This window comes from Shouchella patagoniensis, from assembly GCF_002019705.1.
Lineage (GTDB): Bacteria > Bacillota > Bacilli > Bacillales > Bacillaceae_D > Shouchella > Shouchella patagoniensis.
Window position 1 is genome coordinate 3,770,582 of sequence record NZ_KV917377.1, and the last position, 21,258, is coordinate 3,791,839.

General features: G+C 39.7%; 21 protein-coding genes. 16 read left to right on the top strand and 5 right to left on the bottom strand.

Going from position 1 to position 21,258, the window contains the following annotated elements:
* Positions 1–85: 85 nt before the first annotated feature.
* Entirely contained in the window at positions 86–952 is an 867-nt protein-coding gene (locus BK584_RS19600) for an AraC family transcriptional regulator (RefSeq protein WP_078394144.1), read from the bottom strand.
* A gap of 121 nt (positions 953–1,073) precedes the next feature.
* Between BK584_RS19600 and BK584_RS19605 the strand changes: the two genes are divergently transcribed.
* The 9 genes from BK584_RS19605 to BK584_RS19645 all read left to right on the top strand — a co-directional run bounded on the left by BK584_RS19605 (position 1,074) and on the right by BK584_RS19645 (position 13,053).
* Positions 1,074–2,183: a glycoside hydrolase family 88 protein gene (locus BK584_RS19605; RefSeq protein WP_078394145.1), complete on the top strand. Its 1,110-nt coding sequence runs from the start codon at positions 1,074–1,076 to the stop codon at positions 2,181–2,183.
* Positions 2,184–2,207: 24 nt separating this feature from the next.
* On the top strand, positions 2,208–3,119 hold the full coding sequence (locus BK584_RS19610) for a carbohydrate ABC transporter permease (protein WP_078394146.1): 912 nt from the start codon (positions 2,208–2,210) through the stop codon (positions 3,117–3,119).
* Positions 3,120–3,131: 12 nt separating this feature from the next.
* A complete protein-coding gene (locus BK584_RS19615; protein WP_078394147.1) occupies positions 3,132–3,977 on the top strand; it encodes a carbohydrate ABC transporter permease in 846 nt (281 codons plus the stop codon).
* Between the two features lie 12 nt (positions 3,978–3,989).
* Positions 3,990–5,321, top strand: a complete 1,332-nt coding sequence (locus BK584_RS19620; RefSeq protein ID WP_245808915.1) for an ABC transporter substrate-binding protein — start codon at positions 3,990–3,992, stop codon at positions 5,319–5,321.
* A gap of 116 nt (positions 5,322–5,437) precedes the next feature.
* Positions 5,438–7,018 carry an acetate--CoA ligase gene (locus tag BK584_RS19625; protein WP_078394148.1) on the top strand — a complete coding sequence of 527 codons (1,581 nt, stop codon included), beginning with the start codon at positions 5,438–5,440 and terminating at the stop codon, positions 7,016–7,018.
* Positions 7,019–7,256: 238 nt separating this feature from the next.
* Positions 7,257–8,213, top strand: a complete 957-nt coding sequence (gene manA, locus BK584_RS19630) for a mannose-6-phosphate isomerase, class I (protein ID WP_139365715.1) — start codon at positions 7,257–7,259, stop codon at positions 8,211–8,213.
* Between the two features lie 211 nt (positions 8,214–8,424).
* On the top strand, positions 8,425–10,065 hold the full coding sequence (locus BK584_RS19635) for a glycoside hydrolase family 43 protein (protein WP_078394150.1): 1,641 nt from the start codon (positions 8,425–8,427) through the stop codon (positions 10,063–10,065).
* On the top strand, positions 10,065–11,057 hold the full coding sequence (locus tag BK584_RS19640; protein WP_078394151.1) for an endo-1,4-beta-xylanase: 993 nt from the start codon (positions 10,065–10,067) through the stop codon (positions 11,055–11,057). Before BK584_RS19635 ends, BK584_RS19640 begins: the two co-directional genes overlap by 1 nt.
* 1 nt (position 11,058) lies before the next feature.
* Complete coding sequence (locus tag BK584_RS19645; protein ID WP_078394152.1) at positions 11,059–13,053, top strand: alpha-glucuronidase family glycosyl hydrolase; 1,995 nt, start codon at positions 11,059–11,061, stop codon at positions 13,051–13,053.
* Positions 13,054–13,176: 123 nt separating this feature from the next.
* On the opposite strand, the gene BK584_RS19650 is transcribed toward BK584_RS19645, so the two are convergent.
* Both BK584_RS19650 and BK584_RS19655 read right to left on the bottom strand, forming a co-directional pair.
* Positions 13,177–13,581 carry a hypothetical protein gene (locus tag BK584_RS19650; RefSeq protein WP_078394153.1) on the bottom strand — a complete coding sequence of 135 codons (405 nt, stop codon included), beginning with the start codon at positions 13,579–13,581 and terminating at the stop codon, positions 13,177–13,179.
* A 1-nt stretch (position 13,582) separates the two neighbouring features.
* Positions 13,583–13,798, bottom strand: a complete 216-nt coding sequence (locus BK584_RS19655; RefSeq protein ID WP_078394154.1) for a helix-turn-helix transcriptional regulator — start codon at positions 13,796–13,798, stop codon at positions 13,583–13,585.
* Between the two features lie 200 nt (positions 13,799–13,998).
* Here BK584_RS19655 and BK584_RS19660 point away from each other — a divergent pair, with 200 nt between their 5' ends.
* From BK584_RS19660 to BK584_RS19670, 4 genes are all read left to right on the top strand, one after another.
* Positions 13,999–14,739: a hypothetical protein gene (locus BK584_RS19660; RefSeq protein WP_078394155.1), complete on the top strand. Its 741-nt coding sequence runs from the start codon at positions 13,999–14,001 to the stop codon at positions 14,737–14,739.
* A gap of 11 nt (positions 14,740–14,750) precedes the next feature.
* A complete protein-coding gene (locus BK584_RS19665) occupies positions 14,751–14,963 on the top strand; it encodes a hypothetical protein (RefSeq protein WP_078394156.1) in 213 nt (70 codons plus the stop codon).
* 74 nt (positions 14,964–15,037) lie between these two features.
* Positions 15,038–15,163 carry a hypothetical protein gene (locus BK584_RS25430; protein ID WP_281255768.1) on the top strand — a complete coding sequence of 42 codons (126 nt, stop codon included), beginning with the start codon at positions 15,038–15,040 and terminating at the stop codon, positions 15,161–15,163.
* Between the two features lie 96 nt (positions 15,164–15,259).
* On the top strand, positions 15,260–15,901 hold the full coding sequence (locus tag BK584_RS19670) for a DJ-1/PfpI family protein (RefSeq protein WP_078394157.1): 642 nt from the start codon (positions 15,260–15,262) through the stop codon (positions 15,899–15,901).
* On the opposite strand, the gene BK584_RS19675 is transcribed toward BK584_RS19670, so the two are convergent.
* Entirely contained in the window at positions 15,894–17,171 is a 1,278-nt protein-coding gene (locus tag BK584_RS19675; RefSeq protein ID WP_139365716.1) for an MFS transporter, read from the bottom strand. The two genes, BK584_RS19670 and BK584_RS19675, sit on opposite strands and share 8 nt — an antisense overlap.
* A gap of 197 nt (positions 17,172–17,368) precedes the next feature.
* Here BK584_RS19675 and BK584_RS19680 point away from each other — a divergent pair, with 197 nt between their 5' ends.
* Complete coding sequence (locus tag BK584_RS19680; RefSeq protein ID WP_078394158.1) at positions 17,369–17,785, top strand: NUDIX hydrolase; 417 nt, start codon at positions 17,369–17,371, stop codon at positions 17,783–17,785.
* A gap of 120 nt (positions 17,786–17,905) precedes the next feature.
* On the opposite strand, the gene BK584_RS19685 is transcribed toward BK584_RS19680, so the two are convergent.
* The gene (locus BK584_RS19685) at positions 17,906–19,420 is read right to left on the bottom strand and encodes a BCCT family transporter (protein WP_245808916.1); all 1,515 of its coding nucleotides are present in this window, start codon (positions 19,418–19,420) and stop codon (positions 17,906–17,908) included.
* A 251-nt stretch (positions 19,421–19,671) separates the two neighbouring features.
* Between BK584_RS19685 and BK584_RS19690 the strand changes: the two genes are divergently transcribed.
* Both BK584_RS19690 and BK584_RS19695 read left to right on the top strand, forming a co-directional pair.
* Positions 19,672–20,514 carry an ABC transporter ATP-binding protein gene (locus BK584_RS19690; RefSeq protein ID WP_078394160.1) on the top strand — a complete coding sequence of 281 codons (843 nt, stop codon included), beginning with the start codon at positions 19,672–19,674 and terminating at the stop codon, positions 20,512–20,514.
* The gene (locus BK584_RS19695) at positions 20,447–21,235 is read left to right on the top strand and encodes an ABC transporter permease (RefSeq protein ID WP_078394161.1); all 789 of its coding nucleotides are present in this window, start codon (positions 20,447–20,449) and stop codon (positions 21,233–21,235) included. The genes BK584_RS19690 and BK584_RS19695 overlap by 68 nt, the downstream gene beginning before the upstream one ends.
* Positions 21,236–21,258 lie beyond the last annotated feature (23 nt).

The window sequence follows — 21,258 nt, forward strand, 5'->3', positions numbered from 1 at the left end:
GTTGCATTACCCATAGTGTAGTGTGCTTCAGGAATAAAGGCTTTTTCAGCATTGCGTATTTAAGCATTGTATTTATACGTTATTGTCATCGATACCGATGTTCGAGCCGGTATTGATGAGGAGTGATATTTGTTTCACGTTTAAACATCTGAATGAAATACGACACATTCGATAGACCAATACGTGTACATATGGCATCTAGTGATAAGTCACTTGTTTGTAGCAAGTGACACGCTTCTTTAATACGTCTTGCGGTCAAGTAAGCTGTTATGCTGCTTCCGGTTTCAACTCTGAATATTTTTGATACATACGATTTGGACAAATACAACTCATCAGCTAGTTCTTCTAAATGAAATGTCTCCCCGAGGTGAGCCTCAATCCAGCGCATAATTCGTTCTGCATAATGCAAATTCCGTGTTGATAAAGTTGGCGAGTGATTTTTTAATTGATGTTGGACATAGCTTAATAGTTGGATGAGCAACAAGTTTTCTCGATCAACTCGCTCTTTGAAAGAACATGTACGAATGGTTTTGTCATATGTATCACATAGTCGTTTGATGTAGGAGAAATCGTCTGAGAAGTCAATAAATTGATTATGGAAAGTATCATTTTGTATGTGGTGAAAAAACTGAACCATCGATGGGTACACATGTAAAATCCGCTCTGTATGAAGAGGATCAAAGTGAAGCGTTGCGCGCTCATATGATACGTCTTTTACAGGCGCAACATGGTGCAACTGAAAAGGCTGGAAAAAGAAAAGCCTACCATTTTTAATTGGGGTCATTCTTTGGTTCAGTACAATATTTCCTGATCCTTTAAAAATGATTAATAGCTCAAAACCTTGATGCCAATGGTAATAACCGTTGTAATCTTCTGGTAAAAATAGCTTATTATTATGCCAATCGAGTGTTTGTTTATTCTTAGGAATTAATTGGAATAACGGTTTTTTCATAGGAATAAGTTATCCTCCATTTGAACAACAAAACAATATTTTTCATCATTGTATCATTACTTTTTCAATTTTGATAGCGCTATCATTAAAGGAATCGATTTAACTTAAAAGGAGGATGACGATGATTACACAAAAAACGGTGCTAACAATTGAACAACTAAATGAGAAAGTGACAGACATGATAAAACAAATTGGTGAAAAATCACCACACGCAACGAATAAGGATGGGCATTATGACGATCTTACTGTAGATTGGTGGACTTCAGGTTTTTATCCTGGATTACTTTGGCTAATGCATGATGTTACTGGTGAAGTGTCTTATCAAAAAGAGGCTGAGGGGTGGAGTCGAAAAATCGAAGCTGCATTTGATGCGTATCCGATCGTGCTGCATCATGATGTTGGTTTCCAGTTCCTTTTAACCGCAGTGATGGATTACGAACAAACCGGCAATGAGGACGGTTTGCGAATTGGTTTAAAAGCAGCAAACTATTTAGCGGGTCGATTTAATCCAGCGGGTAATTTCATTAAAGCGTGGAATGGAGATGAGAAAAAAGGTTGGGCCATTATTGATTGTATGATGAATATCTCGTTGCTTTATTGGGCTAGCAATGTAACAAATGATCCTAGTTACGCACAAATTGCAAATCACCATGCAGATACAACGCTCAAGTATGGAGTGAGAGAGGACGGAAGTACAAGCCATATCCTATCTTTTGATCCGTATGAAGGGACTTTTATTGAAGCCATTGGTGGTCAAGGTGAGGCAAGCGATTCAGCTTGGAGCAGAGGCAATGCCTGGGCATTATATGGGTTTGCTAATGCATTTAGACACACAGGGAATGAAACGTATTTGGCTGCTGCTAAGAGAATTGCTCATTATTTTATTGCTGCTTTGCCGAAAGATTCAATTCCTCTATGGGATTTTAGGTGCACCGATAGAGAGAATGCGCCTAAAGATAGCTCGGCCGCAGCGATTGCAGCGTCGGGTTTACTTGAATTAGAAGAGTATGTTCCAGAAAATGAAAAGCCTATTTATGGCGGAGCAGCTAAGTCGATACTTGAAGGTTTAACAAATAATGCCTTAGCGCCCACACATTCAGAAGCAATTCTTACTCATGCAACGGGGAATTTTCCAGTTGGTCGAGACGTTGATGTCTCCCTTATTTATGGTGATTACTACTATGTAGAAGCAATTGCTAAACTAAATGGTTGGAAACGGCGGATTTTTTAATCTGAAAAAAAACGGGGGTAAAGGATGAAAACAGCAATCGAGGCACCTGCTAACGTTCAATCGAGCCGGAATAAATCAATGAAATCGACTATTACTTGGTATTTATTTTTATTGCCGACGTTTTTAGGTATTGCTTGTTTTATCGTATATCCAGTATTCGAATCGTTCCGATTGAGTTTTTACAACTCAAACGGAACGATTGAAACGTGGGTAGGCTTCAGTAATTATGAACGAGTACTCGGGCAGAGTGCATTCTGGAATGCGGTTTATAATACGTTTTATATTGCCTTCTTTCAATTGTTACTTGCGATTCCGATTGGATTTGTATTGGCTAGTATGATTAATCGAATTCACCGTTTTAAAAGCTTATTTAAAGTTTTGTTTTTCTTACCTAATGTAACCTCAATTGTGGCAGCAGCAATGATTTTTATGTTTATTTTGCAGCCAGAAGTAGGGCTAATGAATCATATTCTTGATACGCTTGGTTTGCAAACATCACCATGGTTATCAGATCCTGCTACATCCAAATGGGGTGTTATTTTACTAACAATCTGGCACTGGATCGGTTTTGTCATCATCATTTGTTTGGCCAACTTACAAGCGATTTCTCCAGAGTTATATGAAGCATCTGAAATAGATGGAGCAACGTCGCTTCAACAATGGTTTTTTATTACGATTCCAAACATGAAAGGTACTTTTGCATTTTTGCTCATTATGGGATGGATCTCCGGGTTGCAACGATTCCAAGAAATTTTTGTTCTTGGAGGGGCGGGAGGGAGTCCTAGCAGGTCGCTCCAGACGATGGTTGCTCTTATATATGAGCGAGGCTTTGGTGGATTTGAATTTGGTATTGCTTCAGCCATCACTGTCCTTTTGTTCCTAATCATTCTACTCTTTACGGTGTTTAATTTAAAATTAACTCGGTTGAAGCTATAGGAGGTAGGTTGGATGATAGAAGATCATAAAAAAAAGCAAAAGCTCGTACAAATTATCTTATTTCTGTTACTTATCATTGTTGCTTTCATAGTCGTAGCTCCTTTTGTATGGATGGTAAGCATTAGTTTTGATCGAATGGCGAATATTCAAGTTCCTTTTCCACCGACGTTTATTCCCGACCTATTCTCCATCTTCAATTATGAACTTGTTTTTGAAAATGGACGTATTTTCAGTGCATATCTTAATTCAGCGTTTGTTACTTTTTGTTCGGTTGTGTTGCAAGTATTAGCAGCATTGCTAGGTGGGTATGCTTTCTCAAAGGGGACATTTAAAGGGAAAAAGTTATTGTTTATTATTGTCCTTGCTACCATGATGATTCCAATTGAAGCTCGCTTAATTCCACTATATTCAATGTTTAACGCAGCGGGGTTATTGAATACATTTTGGCCAGTCATCTTGCCTTCCATTTTATATGGATTTGGTGTTTTTTTAGCAAAACAATTTTTTGATCAAATTCCAGATAGTTTAAGAGAAGCGGCTCAAATTGATGGCGCAAGTGAGTTCAGAACATTCTTTCAGGTCTATGCTCCTTTAGCGGGACCAATCACAGCAACGCTTGTTATTTTATCGTTTATGGGTAATTGGAATGAATTTGTCTGGCCACTTGTTGTTTTAAATTCAGAGCGACTTCATACAATTCCTTTATTTTTAGCTAGTTTCTCATTAGAGAACGGAACATCGCTTGCAGGGATGACTATGGCGCTTGCTACGATGAGTGTCTTGCCGATTATTATCTTGTTTGTCTTTTTGCAACGTTATATCATTCAAAGCATTGCACTGAGCGGTTTAAAAGAATAGGAGGAACTATAGATGAAAATAATCCGTTTGCCTGCTGTCCTTATAACTGCATGTTCTCTGCTAGTTTTATCTGGGTGCTTGCCACAAGAAGAGTCAGAAGGAGAGGTAGTGGAAGACAGTGACTTAACGATTGCCATGATTGGAGGCTTTAAATTACAAGATACAACCGATCCGATTACAGCACAAAAATCGAAGGGATTCTATGCTGTGAAAGAAGAGTTTGAAAGGTTGCACCCTGGCGTAACGATTAATTTTGTTATCATGCCATGGAGCAATTATGTTCCGAATACGCAGGCAATGATTGCTGGAAGTCAAGCGGATGTCTATCAAATGCCAGGTGTAAATGATTTTGCTGCACAAGGGTTACTTGAACCACTTCAACCGTTTATCGATCAAGACGATTTTAATTTAAGTGTCTATCACGATAATTTAGTTGAAGGTTGGATGACATTTGGTCCTGACGATGATGAAATTGAAATCTATTCTCTGCCAGTACTTGGTGATGCTCGTTTCATTCAATACGATAAAGAACTGTTTGAACAGTGGGGAGTAGAACCGTTATCTGATTATCCATCCGTCGAAGAAGTGATGACTAAAGCAAAACAAATGACTGGAGAAAACCCTGTCACCGGTGAACAGAATTATGGGATCTATTTCACTGGAACACACGACACGGCTCTCGCACTTGCAAATTTTATGGAAGGGTTTGACGGTGAATGGGGAACGGGCCAACGTTGGGAAGATATTGAGTTAAATTTTGACTCAATGGAAATGGAACAAGCACTTGAAGCAATGATTGAGCTGTCCAGTTATATGCCCAAGAGCTTTATTAATGGCCAAGGGAATGAGCGCTGGTTGACGTCAAGCAATAATATTGCAATCGCTGTGAATCAAGGAAATGGAAACATGAAGCCGATCTATGCACAAGGACTTGAAGAACGTTTTCCTGTTGTTCAAAGTTTTAAAAATAATGATGGTGTGGGAAGCATGTTTTCTGGGAGCCCCTTTGCAATCGGGAAGACAAGTCAAAATAAAGATCTTGCTTGGGAGTTTATTAAATTTAGCTCAAGTGAATACTTTCAACGTTTCTTATGGGAAGAATGGGGAAGCACACCTGTTATAAAGGAAGCAGTTGAATGGGACAGTATACAGGAAATGGAGTTGATGATTCCAGTTCTTGAGGCAATGACCACTGCAGTAACACCAAGGTATCCGTGGGCTTCATCGCAACCTCGATATATATTGCAAGCCAAAGCAGAAGGAGCATTAACGGGAACATTGACAGTTGAGCAAGCATTAAAGGAGGCTCAACAAGAAAGCACGGAATGGATCGATTCTCGTTAAGGACTTGCAATAACATCGATTAAACTCTTTTGAAAATAAGCACGCTTTGTCCATCTACCTACACAAAAAAGCGAACATTCTGTATAATGAACGCATAAGAAAGGAGATGGATAAAGATGACAGAACGTATGCTACAAGCACCAGACCAATACAACATTGCGATTAACCTTGAAAAAGAATCAAACCTTGATCAGCAAGCGATTATATGGCGAAATGGGAGCGGTGAAAAAGTAGAATGGACTTACCGCCTCTTAATAGAAAAGATGAATCGAATAGCAAACGCGCTCACAAAGCTTGGTCTGTATAAAGGTGACCCAGTGCTGCTTCTTTTTCCTAGAGTACCAGAAGCCTATGCGACTTATTTAGCATGTTTAAAAGCAGGTTTCGTTATTATTCCTTGTTCTGGAATGTTACGTTCAAAAGATCTTGCATACAGAGTCAGTCATTCGCAAGCAAAGGGAGTGATCGCTTATGAAGGGTTAACTGCAGAGTTTAACAAACTCTCTTCAGAAGACGTACCTTCTGTGAACGTGCAAGCAACATTTGGCAAAGCGGAGGTTGGTTGGCAAGATCTCGACAAGTTGCTAGAAAATGAGAGCGTTTTCTTCGAGGGGGACACTCATAAGGATGAGATAGCATTTTTGCCTTATACATCCGGGACAACAGGGAATCCGAAAGCGGTTGTTCATACCCATGCTTGGGCATTTGCGCATTTACAAACAGCATCTACAGAATGGCTTGGAGTGGAAGCTGGTGACGTTGTTTGGGCAACTGCAGCTCCAGGGTGGCAAAAGTGGGTTTGGAGCCCATTTTTATCTGTAATCGGGAAACAAGCGACTGCGTTTGTGTATGATGGACCGTTTGATCCAAGAGTGTATCTTCAATTAATTGATGAATATAAAGTGGCTATTCTATGTGCCACACCAACGGAATACCGGATGCTGGCAAAAGAGGAGTCATTGTCTTCATTTAAACTCCAAAGCATTAAGCACGCTGTATCAGCGGGAGAACCTCTTAACCGTGCTGTTATTAGTACGTTTCAGGAACAATTTCAGCTAACGGTAAGAGATGGATATGGGCAAACAGAAAATACGCTTTTAATTGGTACGATGGTTGGAATGGAGGAGCGTCCAGGTTCAATGGGGAAACCAACCCCTGGTAACGGAGTGACCATTTTAACGGAAGAAGGGGACGAAGCAAAACCTGGTGAAGTTGGAATGATTGCAGTCCATAAGTCCGCGCCAGCTTTATTTAAGGAATATTATAAGGATGAAGAGAGAACAAGACAGTCATTTCGAGGAGAATATTATGTAACAGGTGACCTTGCAAAAAAAGATGAAGATGGCTACTTTTGGTTCGAAGGGCGAGGGGATGACATCATTATTTCATCTGGTTATACAATCGGTCCATTTGAAGTAGAAGATGCATTAACAAAACATCCAGCTGTGAAGGAGTGTGCAGTGGTAGCCAGTCCTGATGAAATTCGAGGCAGCATCGTTAAGGCGTTCGTTGTTTTAAACAAACATTCCGAAGAACTAGACCAGTTAACTGAGGAGTTGCAAGCCTTTGTCAAAGCGGAAACAGCGCCTTATAAATATCCGAGAGTCATTGAATATTTAGAAGAACTACCTAAGACAATTTCTGGAAAAACAAGACGTGTTGAGCTCCGCAAAAGAGAATCAAAACCGACTTCGTAGTTTTTTAAGATCATCGCGCAGCAAGTACCACTTGTTTTAGGTTGGATAGAGTGAGCAACTAGCAAATGGCCAGTACGTAACATCCCGTGGGAGAAGAACACCTTTACGTAAAGTGTGTTCTTCTTTATTTATAAACGTCTAAAAGGGGTAAAGAGAGATGACGGAACTCATGGTCGAATCAGTGATTTCATGGTAATCTTTCATTAAAGTATAAGAGTGAATGAAAGAGGGGAAGCGAATGAATAATCAACAACCTATATTCTTAGAACCTGTATTCCAAGAAAGGCTCTGGGGCGGTCAGAAGTTAACACATTTTGGCTATGAACTTCCGTATGAACACACAGGCGAATGTTGGGGTATTTCTGCTCATTCAAATGGGCTAAGCACAGTAAAAACCGGCCCGTATGCAGGTCACACATTAGCCGATCTATGGAAGACAGAGACTCATCTGTTTGGTGGCGAAACGACTGGTGAGTTCCCCCTGCTTGTAAAATTGCTTGATGCCAAACAAGATCTATCTGTGCAAGTGCACCCAAATGACAGTCAGGCGGCGAGACTTGAGGACAATGAAGCTTACGGAAAAACCGAATGTTGGTATGTTGTCGAGGCAGAGGAAGGCGCGGAGCTTATCTTAGGACATACTGCTACATCAAAAGCAGAGTTTGAGCAAAAGATTAAAAAAGGCGAGTGGGATGAGCTCCTTAGCCGAACACTGATTCAAGCAGGAGACTTTTTTCATGTTCCGAGTGGGACGATTCACGCTATTGGGGCAGGAAGCGTCATACTAGAAACGCAACAAAGCTCTGATACAACGTATCGCGTCTATGATTTTAACCGTACAGATGATAAGGGAAATAAGAGAGAGCTGCATCTTGATAAAGCAAAAGAAGTTTCAATGATTCCACATCAACCTTACCCATCTCAACCTACGGTTATTGAATCTAGCGTAATGCATAAAGTATTAAAACTTGTTTCAACAGAATTTTTTACGGTTTATAAAGCGGAAGTTGTCAACAAGTGGACTGCTTCTTTTAAAGCACCTTACTTGCTAATAAGTATTCTAACTGGTAGTGGTGAACTTCATGTGAACGGGATTACTTCTATTCTGAATAAAGGAGATCACCTTGTTTTGCCATGTGGGACAACTGACTTTGATGTAACAGGTAAAGTGGAAATGATAATTAGTCATACATAATGATAGCCACCTCTAAGATCTTGGAATTCCCAAGCAGTCTTAGAGGTTTTTTTGAAGTGCGCTTTAAGTTGATTTTCCTAGAAATCTTGTTTTGGCTAAAAATCCTGTCGGTATGTACATGGAAAGAGACAGATGAAATTTGTAAACTAGTAGAAAGAATATGTAAGCGTTTGCTTTTCGGTTAATTATATTTGAAAAAAGGAGCGGTATTATGATTCAAAATCCAATACTAACAGGCTTTCATCCAGATCCAAGCATTTGCCGAGTTGGTGATGACTATTATGTTGCTACATCCACATTTGAGTGGTTCCCAGGTGTGATGATCTACCATTCGAAAGACTTGAAAAATTGGCGTCTTGTAAGTCGACCTCTGAATCGCATAAGCCAACTGAATATGACTGGAAATCCAGACTCTGGTGGGGTTTGGGCTCCATGCTTAAGTTATGCAGATGGCATGTTTTGGCTCATTTATTCAGATATTAAAATTGTTGAAGGAGCTTGGAAAGACGGACATAATTATTTGGTTACGTGTAATGAAATTGATGGGGAGTGGAGCGAGCCCGTTTATTTAAACAGCGCAGGATTCGATCCATCGTTATTCCACGGTGAGGACGGGAAGAAGTATTTACTGAATATGGTTTGGGATTATCGCCCTAATAAGCATTCGTTTAATGGGATTGCCCTACAGGAATATGATCATGCTCAGAAGAAACTTGTAGGCAAGTCGGAAATAATTTTCACTGGAAGTGAGCTTGGATTAACGGAAGCACCTCACCTTTATCAAATTGATGGTTATTATTATTTACTGACGGCAGAAGGTGGAACAAAATATGAACATGCGGCAACTCTTGCTCGTTCAAAAGATCTAACTGGACCGTATGAACTACATCCTAAAAATCCTATTTTATCAAGCTGGGGTAACCCTCTTCATCCTCTGCAAAAAGCTGGTCATGGATCAATGGTTCAGACACAGGATGGACAGTGGTATTTAGCTCATCTGATGGCACGACCAATTCACCGACTAGGAAAAAAGATAACCGAAGAAAGAGGCTACTGTCCGCTTGGTCGAGAAACAGCAATTCAAAAGATGGAGTGGGAGAATGGTTGGCCAATTGTAACAAATGGTCCTCTCCCGTCAACAGAAGTAGAGGCCCCGAATTTGCCTGAAGTAAAATGGGAGCAATCGTTTACAGGTAAAGATCTGTTTGAAGGCAAGGAACTGCTTCCTTGTTACCAGACGCTACGGATCCCATTTTCAGATGAACTTGGTGAAATAAAAGATGGAACGTTACGTTTGTTCGGAAGAGAATCGCTTGGTTCCAGATTTACTCAGTCTCATGTGGCTAGAAGGTGGCAAGATTTTAGCTTTGATGCTGAAACAGTGGTTTCCTTTAGTCCAGATTCATTCATGCAAGCCGCGGGGCTAGTTTGTTATTACAACACAGCAACGTGGGTCTCCTTACAGATTACGTGGTGTGAAAAGAAAGGGAGAGTATTACAGTTGCTTTCATCTGATCGAGGAAATGTCGCGGTTGATGGTGAATCGATTCCACTTCCCGATGAAGCCGAGTTTGTTTATTTACGGACAGCTGTACGCGAAGATATGTTTACTTTTACTTACTCGTTGGACGGACAAACGTATGAGAAGTTAGCTCCATCGTACTCTTCATATAAATTATCCGATGACTATGTTAATGGTGGTGGCTTTTTTACCGGCGCATTTGTTGGAATGCATTGCCAGGATACATCGGGGAATCGCAGCACAGCAACGTTTACATCCTTCTCTTATAACCCAGTGTATGAAGACAAACATATGCATATAAAGAGCATGGAAAAGCAGGGAACGGTTTGATGGGACTTGCCAGTATGTATGAAGATTATTTTCGGATTGGTGCAGCTTGTGCGCCAGACCGACTAGATAAACAAGGAATGCATATTGCTGAACACTACCGTTCAATAACAGCTGAAAATTGTATGAAGCCAATGGAGATTCAGCCAGCGGAAGGCTTATTTGATTTTCGTCAAGCTGATAAATTAGTCGATTATGCCTTTGAACATCAACTTGATGTTCGTGGTCATACGCTAGTTTGGCATAATCAAACTGGCGAATGGATGTTTAAAGACGGAAACAATCATGTCACAAAAGAAACATTATTTTCTCGGATGAAAACGCATATCGCAACGGTTATGGCACGCTATCCTCTGATTAAAAGTTGGGATGTGATAAATGAAGCAATTGCAGACGAAGACAACCGTTTTTTACGAGAATCCATGTATTCTCGTATTGCTGGTGAATCCTATATCGAACATGCCTTTGAATGTGCCCATGAAGCAAACCAGAGTGCAAACTTGTTTTACAATGATTACAATGAGTCTGACCCTAAAAAGCGAGATAAAATTGTCCGGCTTTTAAAAGGCTTACTCGAAAAAGGCATTCCTGTGCATGGCATTGGGATGCAAGGACATTGGAACTTATATGGTCCTTCAATTGAAGAGATTCAAGCAGCAATTGAAGCATATGCCTCATTGGGGTTGCGTATAGAAGTAACGGAGCTTGATCTCTCTCTGTTTGATTGGAACGATCGACGATGCGATTTGCTTGAACCGACAAGTGAAATGTTAGAACTGCAAGCGAATCGTTATGATGAGATCTTTTCTTTGTTTCGATCTTATAAAGACGTCATTGATTCTGTTACTTTCTGGGGGGCTGCTGATGATTACACATGGTTAAGTGATTTCCCAGTTAAAGGGCGCAAAAATTGGCCGTTCTTATTTGATGATCGATTTCAGCCAAAAGAAAGTTATAAAAGAGTGACACATTTTAGTCGATTGGAGCGAGTGTGAGATGGCGTATGATAGTGGTTGGCTTCCAAGCTTGAAGAGCAACAAAGAGCTACGTACTCTGGTTGTGCAACTACCTGGTAGCAAAAAAAACACGATTGAAACAATTCTTAGAACATACATGGTTTACTTATTTGAAGAGCTTGAAGTAAAACGAAATGATCGTACCGATGCTGAATTAACAATTGCAACCTTTGAAGATCTTGGTGAAACTCCCGTAAATGATTTAGGGGGAGAAGGTTATCTAATTGAGAAAAGGGATCATCATACAACGATAAAAGCTGAGACTGAACAAGGATTAATGTATGGGTTATTTTTTCTAATGAAGCAGTTGCAATTAGGAAACAAGCTGCATACGATTGATGCTTTTGAAAGACCTGCATCACCAATCCGAATGATTAATCACTGGGATAACATGGACGGAACGGTTGAACGAGGGTATGCAGGTAGATCATTGTTTTTTGAAAACAATGCATTTATTCATGATGAGGAACGTATTACAGCTTATGCAGAAATGCTTGCTTCTGTTGGCATTAATGCACTGACGATGAATAATGTGAACGTCCATGAAGTAGAAACTTATTTAATTGACGAATCCTTGTTGCCAGATGTTGCAAAACATGCAGCTATATTCAAGAAATATGGCATCTCTCTTTACTTATCAATAAACTATGCTAGTCCAATTGTCCTTGGGAAATTAGATAGCGCTGATCCACTTGATAAGGCGGTTATATCTTGGTGGAAGAAACAAGCGGAAATCATTTATCGCCATGTGCCAGAGTTAGGTGGTTTTGTTGTGAAAGCTGATTCGGAGCATCGACCAGGTCCATTTACATATGGTCGGACCCATGCTGATGGAGCTAACATGCTGGCAGCAGCAATTACTCCATTTGGAGGAACGGTTTTCTGGCGGTGTTTCGTTTATGATTGTCTGCAAGACTGGCGGGACCGTACGACTGATCGAGCGAGAGCCGCTTATGATCATTTTGCTAAGTTAGATGGTCAATTCGCCGAAAATGTCATTTTGCAAATCAAAAGTGGACCAATGGATTTCCAAGTGCGAGAACCAGTTACACCATTGTTTGGCGCATTAAAACAGACAAACCATGTCATTGAATTTCAGATCGCGCAGGAGTATACAGGTCAACAGATTGATGTTTGTTTCTTGCCGCCGATGTGGCAGGAGATCCTTGAATTTGATACACATGCAAAAGGCGAGGGCACAACAGTCGCTAAGATTGTGACAGGAAACGTTTATAAGCCTCTGCGAATGGGGATGACGGCCGTTGTTAACACAGGACGAGATTCAAACTGGACGGGTCATACGTTTGCGCAAGCGAACTTGTATAGTTACGGAATGATGGCTTGGAATCCTGAAGTAGATGTTGAAAGACTGAGCAGTGATTGGACGAAGCAAACGTTCCCGCAAGTGCCGGAGAAGACCATTCAATTTATTGAGGAAGTCCTTCGCGAATCATGGGAAGTCTATGAATCATATACTGCGCCACTTGGGGTTGGCTGGATGGTTAATACTGGTCACCATTATGGTCCTGATGTAAACGGCTATGAGTATTCGCCTTGGGGAACATACCATTTTTCTGATCGCGATGGGATGGGAGTAGATCGCACTGATAGTGGAAGCGGCTATTATCGCCAATATGAGCCAGAGGTCCAAACGATTTATGGAGAGAGAGAATCTTGTCCAGACGAACTCTTGTTATTCTTTCACCACGTTCCATATCGCCATCGTTTGAAAAGTGGGAAAACAGTCATTCAGCACATTTATGATAGTCATTTTGCCGGTGTAGAGAAAGTAGAGCAATGGGCAAACGAATGGAGTACTTTTAAAGAAACGGTTCCAAAACACCAGGCAGATCATATTGAGGCAAAATTTGACGCACAATTAAAAAATGCGAAAGAATGGCGCGATCGAATTAACACTTATTATTACCGCATGTCTGGGATAGAAGATTCAAAAGGACGGACGATTTATAAGTAATTAACTATATAAATCTAAATCGAGGATGAGAACAGTTAAAAAAGATCGAGGAAGTTTTATTCACTCGATCTTTTGCTATTTAATAGGTTAATGGTTAGATAAGAGCGGCTTTTTTTATGTTTGTTAAATGTGCTTAACAACAAATGCACCAACCCCAATTAATACATATAAAATCGCCATATAAGCAATAATCATACCAGTTTCAATCATTTCGACTCCCATGCCAAACAAAACAATTAATAAAAAACTACTGCCAATCATAACAAAGTAAAAAGCGATTAAGAAATACTTCTTTAGTAGTAACAGAACTCGTTCGTCCATTTCAGGGATATTGCCCTTGCGCTTTTTCTTCCATTTTGAAAGTAAAATGGGAATGAGTGAACCGATAATAGTTGCTATGATAGCTGTTATTATGACTCCGAAATTCAAATCATACTCTTCGCGAACGAAGTAAACGCCAATAGATGATCCAGTGAATGCACAAAGGATGAAAAAGGCATAAATAAGAAACGCATATTTTTTCTTCATACTACTCCTCCTTTTTTTTCGTTTCCAAATAAAAGATTTGTTCAATTGGAACTTCAAAATAGTCGATTAACTTTAACGCGAGTTCTAGACTTGGATTGTATTTATTTTTCTCGATGGCATTGATCGTTTGACGCGTAATTTGTAAATCTTCTGCCATCTGCACTTGGCTAATTCCTTTTTCTAATCTAATTTCTCGTATATGATTAATGACCTTCACCGGCTATCTCTCCAAATCGTAAAGATATCTTTACATTTATTGTACACTATTTAATTTATATGTGTAAAGATATCTTTACTAAAAAAGAATCCTATTTTAGAGAAATGAATTCTGACTATTTAGTGACTTCGAGGAATAATTCCTTTCTTCATGCTATGATAAGAATAATCTGAAAAATAAAGTCGCTAAGGAGTGGTGAAATGGGACTCGCTAGATGGAATTTAAGCAGTTTATGTGGAGGGTTAGATGAAAAAGGTAGGAGCAAGTTTGTGGAGCGAATACAAAGAGATTTGAATACGCTAAAAACAAAAGCCAACAAGGTTTGCTTAAATAATGACGAGCTTCATTTAATATCTAACGCGATTGCTTATATTGAAGCACTTGAATCCCTTTCCTATTGCATTGCGACAGAAGAAATAGATGAGATGGAACAAACAAAGTTAGAGAATGATCTTATTTCTTTAAAAGGAGAAGTGAAAGCGATTATTGCTAGTCAACAAGTACTTGCAACAACATTAACTGAAAGGCAATTGACTGATTGGTTAAGAGAGTTAGATAAACCATTTGTTACAGTACTTAACAAAATGGTTCGAGACGGTAAGAAATTTGGAGATCAGTCGTTGCCTCGTTTAGTGGAAGAAACAACATCTACAATGGAACAATTGGCAACTGAGTTGCGAAAGCGGTTAACGATTGAGTATTACGAGGAAGGTGAAGCGCGGAGGGTGCCATATGTACAAGCATCCCAGATGGCACGCATGGAGGTTAATGAAAAGAAGCAAAAAGAGTTTGTTGGATGGATGAACAAAACATTTAAAGACGCGGCGCCATTATTTGCCCGAGTTTATAATCAGATCATCGCTTCCAGAATAGCAGAATATGAACGCAGGGGCATTCATTATTTGGATGAGTCGTTATTGATGAATGGTTCTTTCTGTTAAGTAATGGGTTATTGGAACTAGCACGTAAAGACCCTCAATTCTCAAGTAAGTTCCAACGTTTTCTAAGTGAAACGGGAACGCTTCCCGTCGAACAATTAGTAGCCATACATCTGCAAGAAACGTTGTCAGAACCTGCATTTTGGAAAGCTTCGATGGAAAACGTTGTCGCAGATATTGATCGATTCTTCACAAATCATGAGTTGCACTCTACTCCAAAAGAATGAAAGAAGAATCGACCAATCTATGGACGACTGAATCTCATATTAGCGATATGCTTGTATGAGAGGAGGCGAAGAGAGTGAGTATTTTACTGAAGCGTTGGGTTCTTTTTCTTTTTGGAAACAAAGACGCGTTTTATCAAGAAACGATGCAGCGAGTCGAACGAACAGAAGTCTCGTATTATCAAGAATGTAGATGTAGATAAAGGAGGTGCAGCCGTTCAAGGTGAACGGCTTTTTTAGATCTTAAGCATTGACTTATATACCCCTAATGGGTATATTTAGGTGAAAGGAGATGATTCATGGTGAAAACGAATTATCGCGTTGGTATACTATTATTTGATCATGTTGATGTTTTAGATTTCGCAGGTCCATATGAAGTGTTTAATATGACGACGTTCAAAGCAGAAGATGTTAAGGATTTGATGAGGAATGAGTCATTGGATAAACCATTTACTGTTCATACAGTATCAAAAGACGGGGAGCGAATTAAAGCGAATCACGGTCTTGTGATACAGCCGGAATATCGTTTTTCAAACCACCCTCGTTTTGATGTAATTGTTGTGCCAGGAGGACCTCTAAAGGCAATCGAATCTGTAACCACCGATAAAGAGATTATTCAGTGGATTGCTTCACAAGAAGATAAGATTGTAACGTCTGTATGCACTGGGGCGTTTTTTGTGGCGAAAGCAGGGTTGTTAAAAGGAAAGAAAGCAACAACAAATAAAGCGGCCATCCGTCTTTTAGCAAAGCGATTTCCCGATACTGAAGCAATAAAGGGCGCTAAGTATGTGGACGAAGGAAATGTAATAACAGCGGCGGGAGTGTCATCAGGTATCAATATGTCTTTGCATGTTGTTGCCAAGCTCATTGGAAAAGATGCATCTACACGAACAGCTGATACGATTGAGTTTGTAAACGATGATGAAGTTCTATTCAACTGACATTCATTTGTTTTTTAGCGATGCTTGTTTCTGGAACCATTGCAAGTAAGACGAGACCGATAATAAAAAGGATAACTAGGCTAAACACACCTGCGTTCGTATTACCAGTAAGTTGTGCGGTAATTCCGAGGAGCAAAGGTCCCATAATTGCAGCAAATTTGCCAAACACATTATAAAAACCAAAAAACTCATTCGATTTATGTTTTGGAATTAGCTTAGCAAAATAAGAACGACTTAATGCTTGAATGCCTCCTTGAGAAGTAGCAACAAGCATTGCTAATATCCAGAAATCAAACGTTGTTCGTAAAAAGAATGCATAAATGCAAACAATAATATAAACACAAATGCCAACATAAAGCATTTTTTTGCCAGTAAATCGTTGTGCCAGACGTCCATATAAAATGGAAAATGGAGCGGCAACAATTTGTGTAATGAATAGGACGATAAGAAGATCGGTCGCACTGATGCCTAAGTCGCTTCCGTATGCAGTTGACATTTTAATAATCGTACCAACACCATCAATATAAAAGAAGTAAGCAAGCAAGAAAAGAAAGAGTGGACGATATTGTTTCATTTCTTTAAATGTGTGACCGAGTCGTTTAAAACTCGTGGAGATTGGATTCGGAACTCGTTCAATATAGTAGTGTTGTTTCACATGTTTAAAAAGTGGGATTGTAAAAAGGCCCCACCAAAGTGCTGTGATCAAAAAAGCAATTTTACTGGCCGCACCAAATGAAATTGGAATAATCTCCATTTGTGCTAAAACGATAATAGCGATACTAATTAGAAAGGGAATACAGCTCCCTATGTAGCCAAGGCCGTAACCTCTTGAAGATACATCGTGCATTTTCTCTTCTTTTGACACATCAACTAAAAATGCATCATAAAAAATATTTGCTCCAGCAAATCCGACTGCAGTGATCGTATAAAGAATAAGAAAAGTGAGCCAGTTATCTCCTGGTACAAATGCCATCATAGCAGTGGAACCAACACCTATAGCAAAAAAGAAAGCAAAAAAACGTTTCTTTAGTCCTTTGTAATCGGCAATTGTTCCAAGTATAGGACTAAGCATTGCTAAGATAAATGTAGCAATCGCAATGGTGTAGCCAAGGTAAGCAGTTGAATTAACATCGCTGATGCCAGCATCTGTTGCAACTGCTTTAAAGAAAAGTGGAAACACAGCGGTTGTGATGATAATAGAATAAGCAGAATTTGCCCAGTCGTATAACATCCAACTACTTTCTTCTTTTGTAAACTGTTTCTTTCCCAATATGGTTTCCCCCTATAAAATTGTGCTTGTGTTTGCTAGACTTTTTTGCTTGTTAATCTGTTAAACGTAGGAACGTAGGAGGTTCGTAAAGGTTGAATCCTTATTATATTGTACGCGTTATATGTAATGTTAAGATTAAGTACAAGTAAAGAAATATTCGGTATACTATAATAAAAACCTTCTAAGGTAGGGATTTCATGACGAAAAAAGCATATGGGCACATAACGAGGATGAATCAGGGAGAAAAACAGCTGTTAGTGTTTAGACATTCGGTGGAAGAAGCGGGGATTCAAATCCCAAAAGGAACAATTAAATCAGGGGAAACTCCATATGAAGCGGTTATTAGGGAGATGGCTGAAGAAACAGGGTTAGTAGAGTTTTTATCTGTTAAGAAAGTTGCAGAAGACTGTTGGAAGGCGGACGATGGGACCAGACATGAACGTTTCTTTTATGAGATGCAGATAAATACGGCCGAAGATGAATGGACAATTTCTCCTACTGGAGGCGGGGAAGAAGAAGGGATAACATTTTCCTATTTCTGGATTTTTTCAGATGATGAAGTAGAATTAGCAAGAGGGCATGGTGACTATATTTATCGGGTGTTAAGTAAATAAAGGAGAAAAAAGAGTTAACTTCTTATAAAAAGTATGAGAAAGAGATATATAAGTCACTGGTTCAGATTGATGTAAATAAAAGAACCCAATGAGAAAAAGTCATTGGGTTCTTTTGTGTTGCTATTTCATTTTTGAATTTTGCTCTTTCAGCAACTTACGAGCTGTTTGTGGTGCTAGCCAGAGAGTCGGAAGCATAACAAGGGATACAGGGACTGCTGTTAATACAATGAAGGACTGGAGCGAATCAATGCTGCCTTGACCTAAAAACAGAAGGACAGAAGCAACGGCACCAAAGATGAGCGCCCAAAATATACGGATACCTCTTGGAGGTGTGTTTTGTCCTGTAAGAATCATTGAAATTGAATATGCAATTGTGTCAGCAGTTGTTGCAACAAAGACGCACGTGACTACTAGAAAGGCAACCACAAAGATCGTGCCAAGTGGAAGCTGTGAAACAATTGTAAACACAGACGCTGGTAACCCTCCTTCAAAAAGGGGTTCACTTACAGAACCAGGGTTGTTTATTTCAAAGGATAGCCCAGTCCCACCGACAACAGTAAACCAAAAATTAGTAACGATTGGGGCGATGATTATGACAGAAAGAAACAATTCGCGAATCGTTCGACCCTCAGAAATCCGGCTTATAAAGATCGCCATTATTGGACCAAATCCAATAAACCAAGCCCAGAAGAAAACTGTCCATCTGGAAAGCCAGCCTTCATCACCTCTGTAAGTGCTCATTGGTAGAAAGTTTTGCAAGTAAGAGCCAAATCCGCTAATAAAGTTATCGATGACGAAGCGAGCTGGTCCAAGGAATAAGATTGCTATTGCTAACACAAGCGTAAAGATAATATTAAATCGACTTAACCACTGAATACCTTGATGAACACCCGTTGCCGCAGATACTGCTGAAATTCCTACGAGTATAAAAATCATTGCAAGCTGTGTGGCAAATGTGTCTGGCAATCCGAATACCAAATTCAAGCCATAGCCGGCTTGTAAGCCTAAGAAGCCAATTGGACCGATTGTCCCTGCACAAGCAGCTAAAATCGAGACAATATCTACTGTGGTACCAAGTACACTTTTTTTCATAATACGTTCACCGAAAATCGGGTATAGCAAAGCGCGTGGCTTTAGTGGCTGTCCTTTTTTCTTCGCGTACATTAGAACGACAACGCCAAGAGTACCAATCATACTCCATCCAATGAAACCCCAATGCAAAAATCCTGTGGATAATCCAGCCTGAACCGCCGTTGCAGTTGCGCCACTTTCTTCAAAGAATGGCGGTGTGTCTAAATAATGATACATTGGTTCCGCAGCTGCCCAGAAAACTCCTCCACCAGCTAAGAGAGTTGTCATAATCATCGCTAACCATTTAAAACGAGAAATTTGTGGTTTGTTTTTATCTCCGAGCCGGACTGTCCCTAGTTCAGTGAAGCTCATTGCAACGACAACGAAAAAGGTCACAAGCATAAGCACTTGCCAAAAAGCTCCGAAATAATTTGATGACCAAGCAAAGCCAGTATTAATTAATGACCCAACAACATCTGCATTAATCAAAGAGGCAATTACAAATAGAAGCAATAAACCTCCGCTTATCGCAAATGTAGGCCAATCGAGTTTTGTATGTCTCAATGAGATCCTCCTGATAATCATTCATAAGTTTCGAATCATAGCATGTTCATCTTTGTACGACAAGGGGAAATTGCTTAATCTGAAAAAGACAGTATATTCTATTTTGTGGCACGGAATAAAAACTTATCCACCTTTTATTTATTTACATCAAGGTATCTTTTGTTTGACGATTCTGGATTTGTCAATTACACTAATAAAAACATTAATCCATATCATATAACTAGGTTTTATAGGAATAGGTGGGGATAGTTGTGCAAGTTCAGCTTAAACAAATAGAAAAGTCGTTTCAAAAAGACAAAAATGAAGAACTACATGTTCTAAATCAGATTGATTTAACCATTAACCAAGGCGATTTTGTCTCGCTTCTCGGTCCTTCTGGTTGTGGGAAATCTACAATTTTAAATTTAATTGCCGGGCTTGACTTGCCTTCTAGTGGAGAAGTGATCGTCAATGGAGAAACGGTTAGAAAACCGGGAAATGATCGGGTCGTTGTTTTTCAAGAGGCAGGGTTGTTTCCTTGGATGAATGTACTTGAAAATGTAACGTATGGTTTGAAATTAAAAGGTTTTTCAAATAAAGAAAGTTCAGATAAAGCGTTGGAAGGATTGCGAATGGTTCACCTTGGCAATTTCACGAAAGCTTATCCCCACGAACTTTCTGGTGGAATGAAGCAGAGAGTAGCGATTGCAAGAGCGCTCGTAATGGATCCTGACATTTTACTAATGGATGAACCTTTTGCTGCTCTAGATGAACAAACACGAATGGTTCTTCATAAAGAGTTGCTTGAAATTTGGGCAAATACTGGAAAGACCATTTTATTTATTACACATAATATCCGCGAGGCTGTTATGCTTTCAAATCGCATTGTTTTAATGGGGACTAGACCTGGGCGGATCAAAAAAGAATTTCCTGTTCAAGTAGCTTTACCACGTGATTCTTCTGATAGTAATTTGGTTGATTTAGAGCGAAGAATTCTTGCTGAACTTGAAGAAGAAATGGAAAAAGTATTAAAGGAGGAGTTTGGTGATGGTTACAGCTATAAGACGGATCGTGTTCATCGCGATGATCGTGGCCACTTGGGAGATCATATCTAAAGTTGGACCATTTCCGACCTTCTTATTTCCCCCGCTACTTATTCCAAATGACCCTGGGGGTATAACTGTACTAAGTACATTAGTAAATGGATTACTATCTGGTCAGATTTTACAAGCTACTGGAATAACATTAGGGCGTTTGCTTATAGGTTTCGCAATAGCGATTACACTAGGTCTTATTCTTGGTTATTTAATTGCCCGTTACAAACTTATTGATGATACTCTTGGTTTTTTAGTTACTGCATTACAATCCATTCCGAGTATCGTTTGGTTTCCATTAGCAATTGTTTGGTTTGGACTTGGAAATGCAGCCATATTGTTTATTGTCACAATTGGGGCTACTTGGACCATGACTGTTAGCGCAAGCACCGGATTTAAAAATGTGCCAAGTCTCTATATGAATGTCGCGAAAACGCTTGGTTCGAGTGGTGGTCATTTGGCACGTACGGTCATCTTGCCAGCTTCGGTGCCCCATTTAATCTCGGGATTAAGAATGGCTTGGGCATTTGCTTGGCGTGCCATTATGGCAGGTGAGCTTCTAGGTGCTTCAGGAGGTCTTGGTTATTTGTTAAGTATGGGTCGTTCGCTACAGCAAATGGATTTAGTGTTATCAATTATGATTATCATAGGTGTTGTCGGCACAATTGTTGATAACCTTGTGTTTTTACGGATGGAGCGTACTGTCCAAAAAAGGTGGGGGTTAAAACCCGGTTTAAATTAAAGAGATAAAGGGAGAGAAATGGA

Bases quoted from the DNA above. Each gene is read 5' to 3' on its own strand.
- BK584_RS19600 (WP_078394144.1), bottom strand. From the start codon at position 952: ATGAAAAAACCGTTATTCCAATTAATTCCTAAGAATAAACAAACACTC.
- BK584_RS19605 (WP_078394145.1), top strand. From the start codon at position 1,074: ATGATTACACAAAAAACGGTGCTAACAATTGAACAACTAAATGAGAAA.
- BK584_RS19610 (WP_078394146.1), top strand. From the start codon at position 2,208: ATGAAAACAGCAATCGAGGCACCTGCTAACGTTCAATCGAGCCGGAAT.
- BK584_RS19615 (WP_078394147.1), top strand. From the start codon at position 3,132: ATGATAGAAGATCATAAAAAAAAGCAAAAGCTCGTACAAATTATCTTA.
- BK584_RS19620 (WP_245808915.1), top strand. From the start codon at position 3,990: ATGAAAATAATCCGTTTGCCTGCTGTCCTTATAACTGCATGTTCTCTG.
- BK584_RS19625 (WP_078394148.1), top strand. From the start codon at position 5,438: ATGACAGAACGTATGCTACAAGCACCAGACCAATACAACATTGCGATT.
- manA (WP_139365715.1), top strand. From the start codon at position 7,257: ATGAATAATCAACAACCTATATTCTTAGAACCTGTATTCCAAGAAAGG.
- BK584_RS19635 (WP_078394150.1), top strand. From the start codon at position 8,425: ATGATTCAAAATCCAATACTAACAGGCTTTCATCCAGATCCAAGCATT.
- BK584_RS19640 (WP_078394151.1), top strand. From the start codon at position 10,065: ATGGGACTTGCCAGTATGTATGAAGATTATTTTCGGATTGGTGCAGCT.
- BK584_RS19645 (WP_078394152.1), top strand. From the start codon at position 11,059: ATGGCGTATGATAGTGGTTGGCTTCCAAGCTTGAAGAGCAACAAAGAG.
- BK584_RS19650 (WP_078394153.1), bottom strand. From the start codon at position 13,581: ATGAAGAAAAAATATGCGTTTCTTATTTATGCCTTTTTCATCCTTTGT.
- BK584_RS19660 (WP_078394155.1), top strand. From the start codon at position 13,999: ATGGGACTCGCTAGATGGAATTTAAGCAGTTTATGTGGAGGGTTAGAT.
- BK584_RS19670 (WP_078394157.1), top strand. From the start codon at position 15,260: ATGGTGAAAACGAATTATCGCGTTGGTATACTATTATTTGATCATGTT.
- BK584_RS19680 (WP_078394158.1), top strand. From the start codon at position 17,369: ATGACGAAAAAAGCATATGGGCACATAACGAGGATGAATCAGGGAGAA.
- BK584_RS19695 (WP_078394161.1), top strand. From the start codon at position 20,447: ATGGTTACAGCTATAAGACGGATCGTGTTCATCGCGATGATCGTGGCC.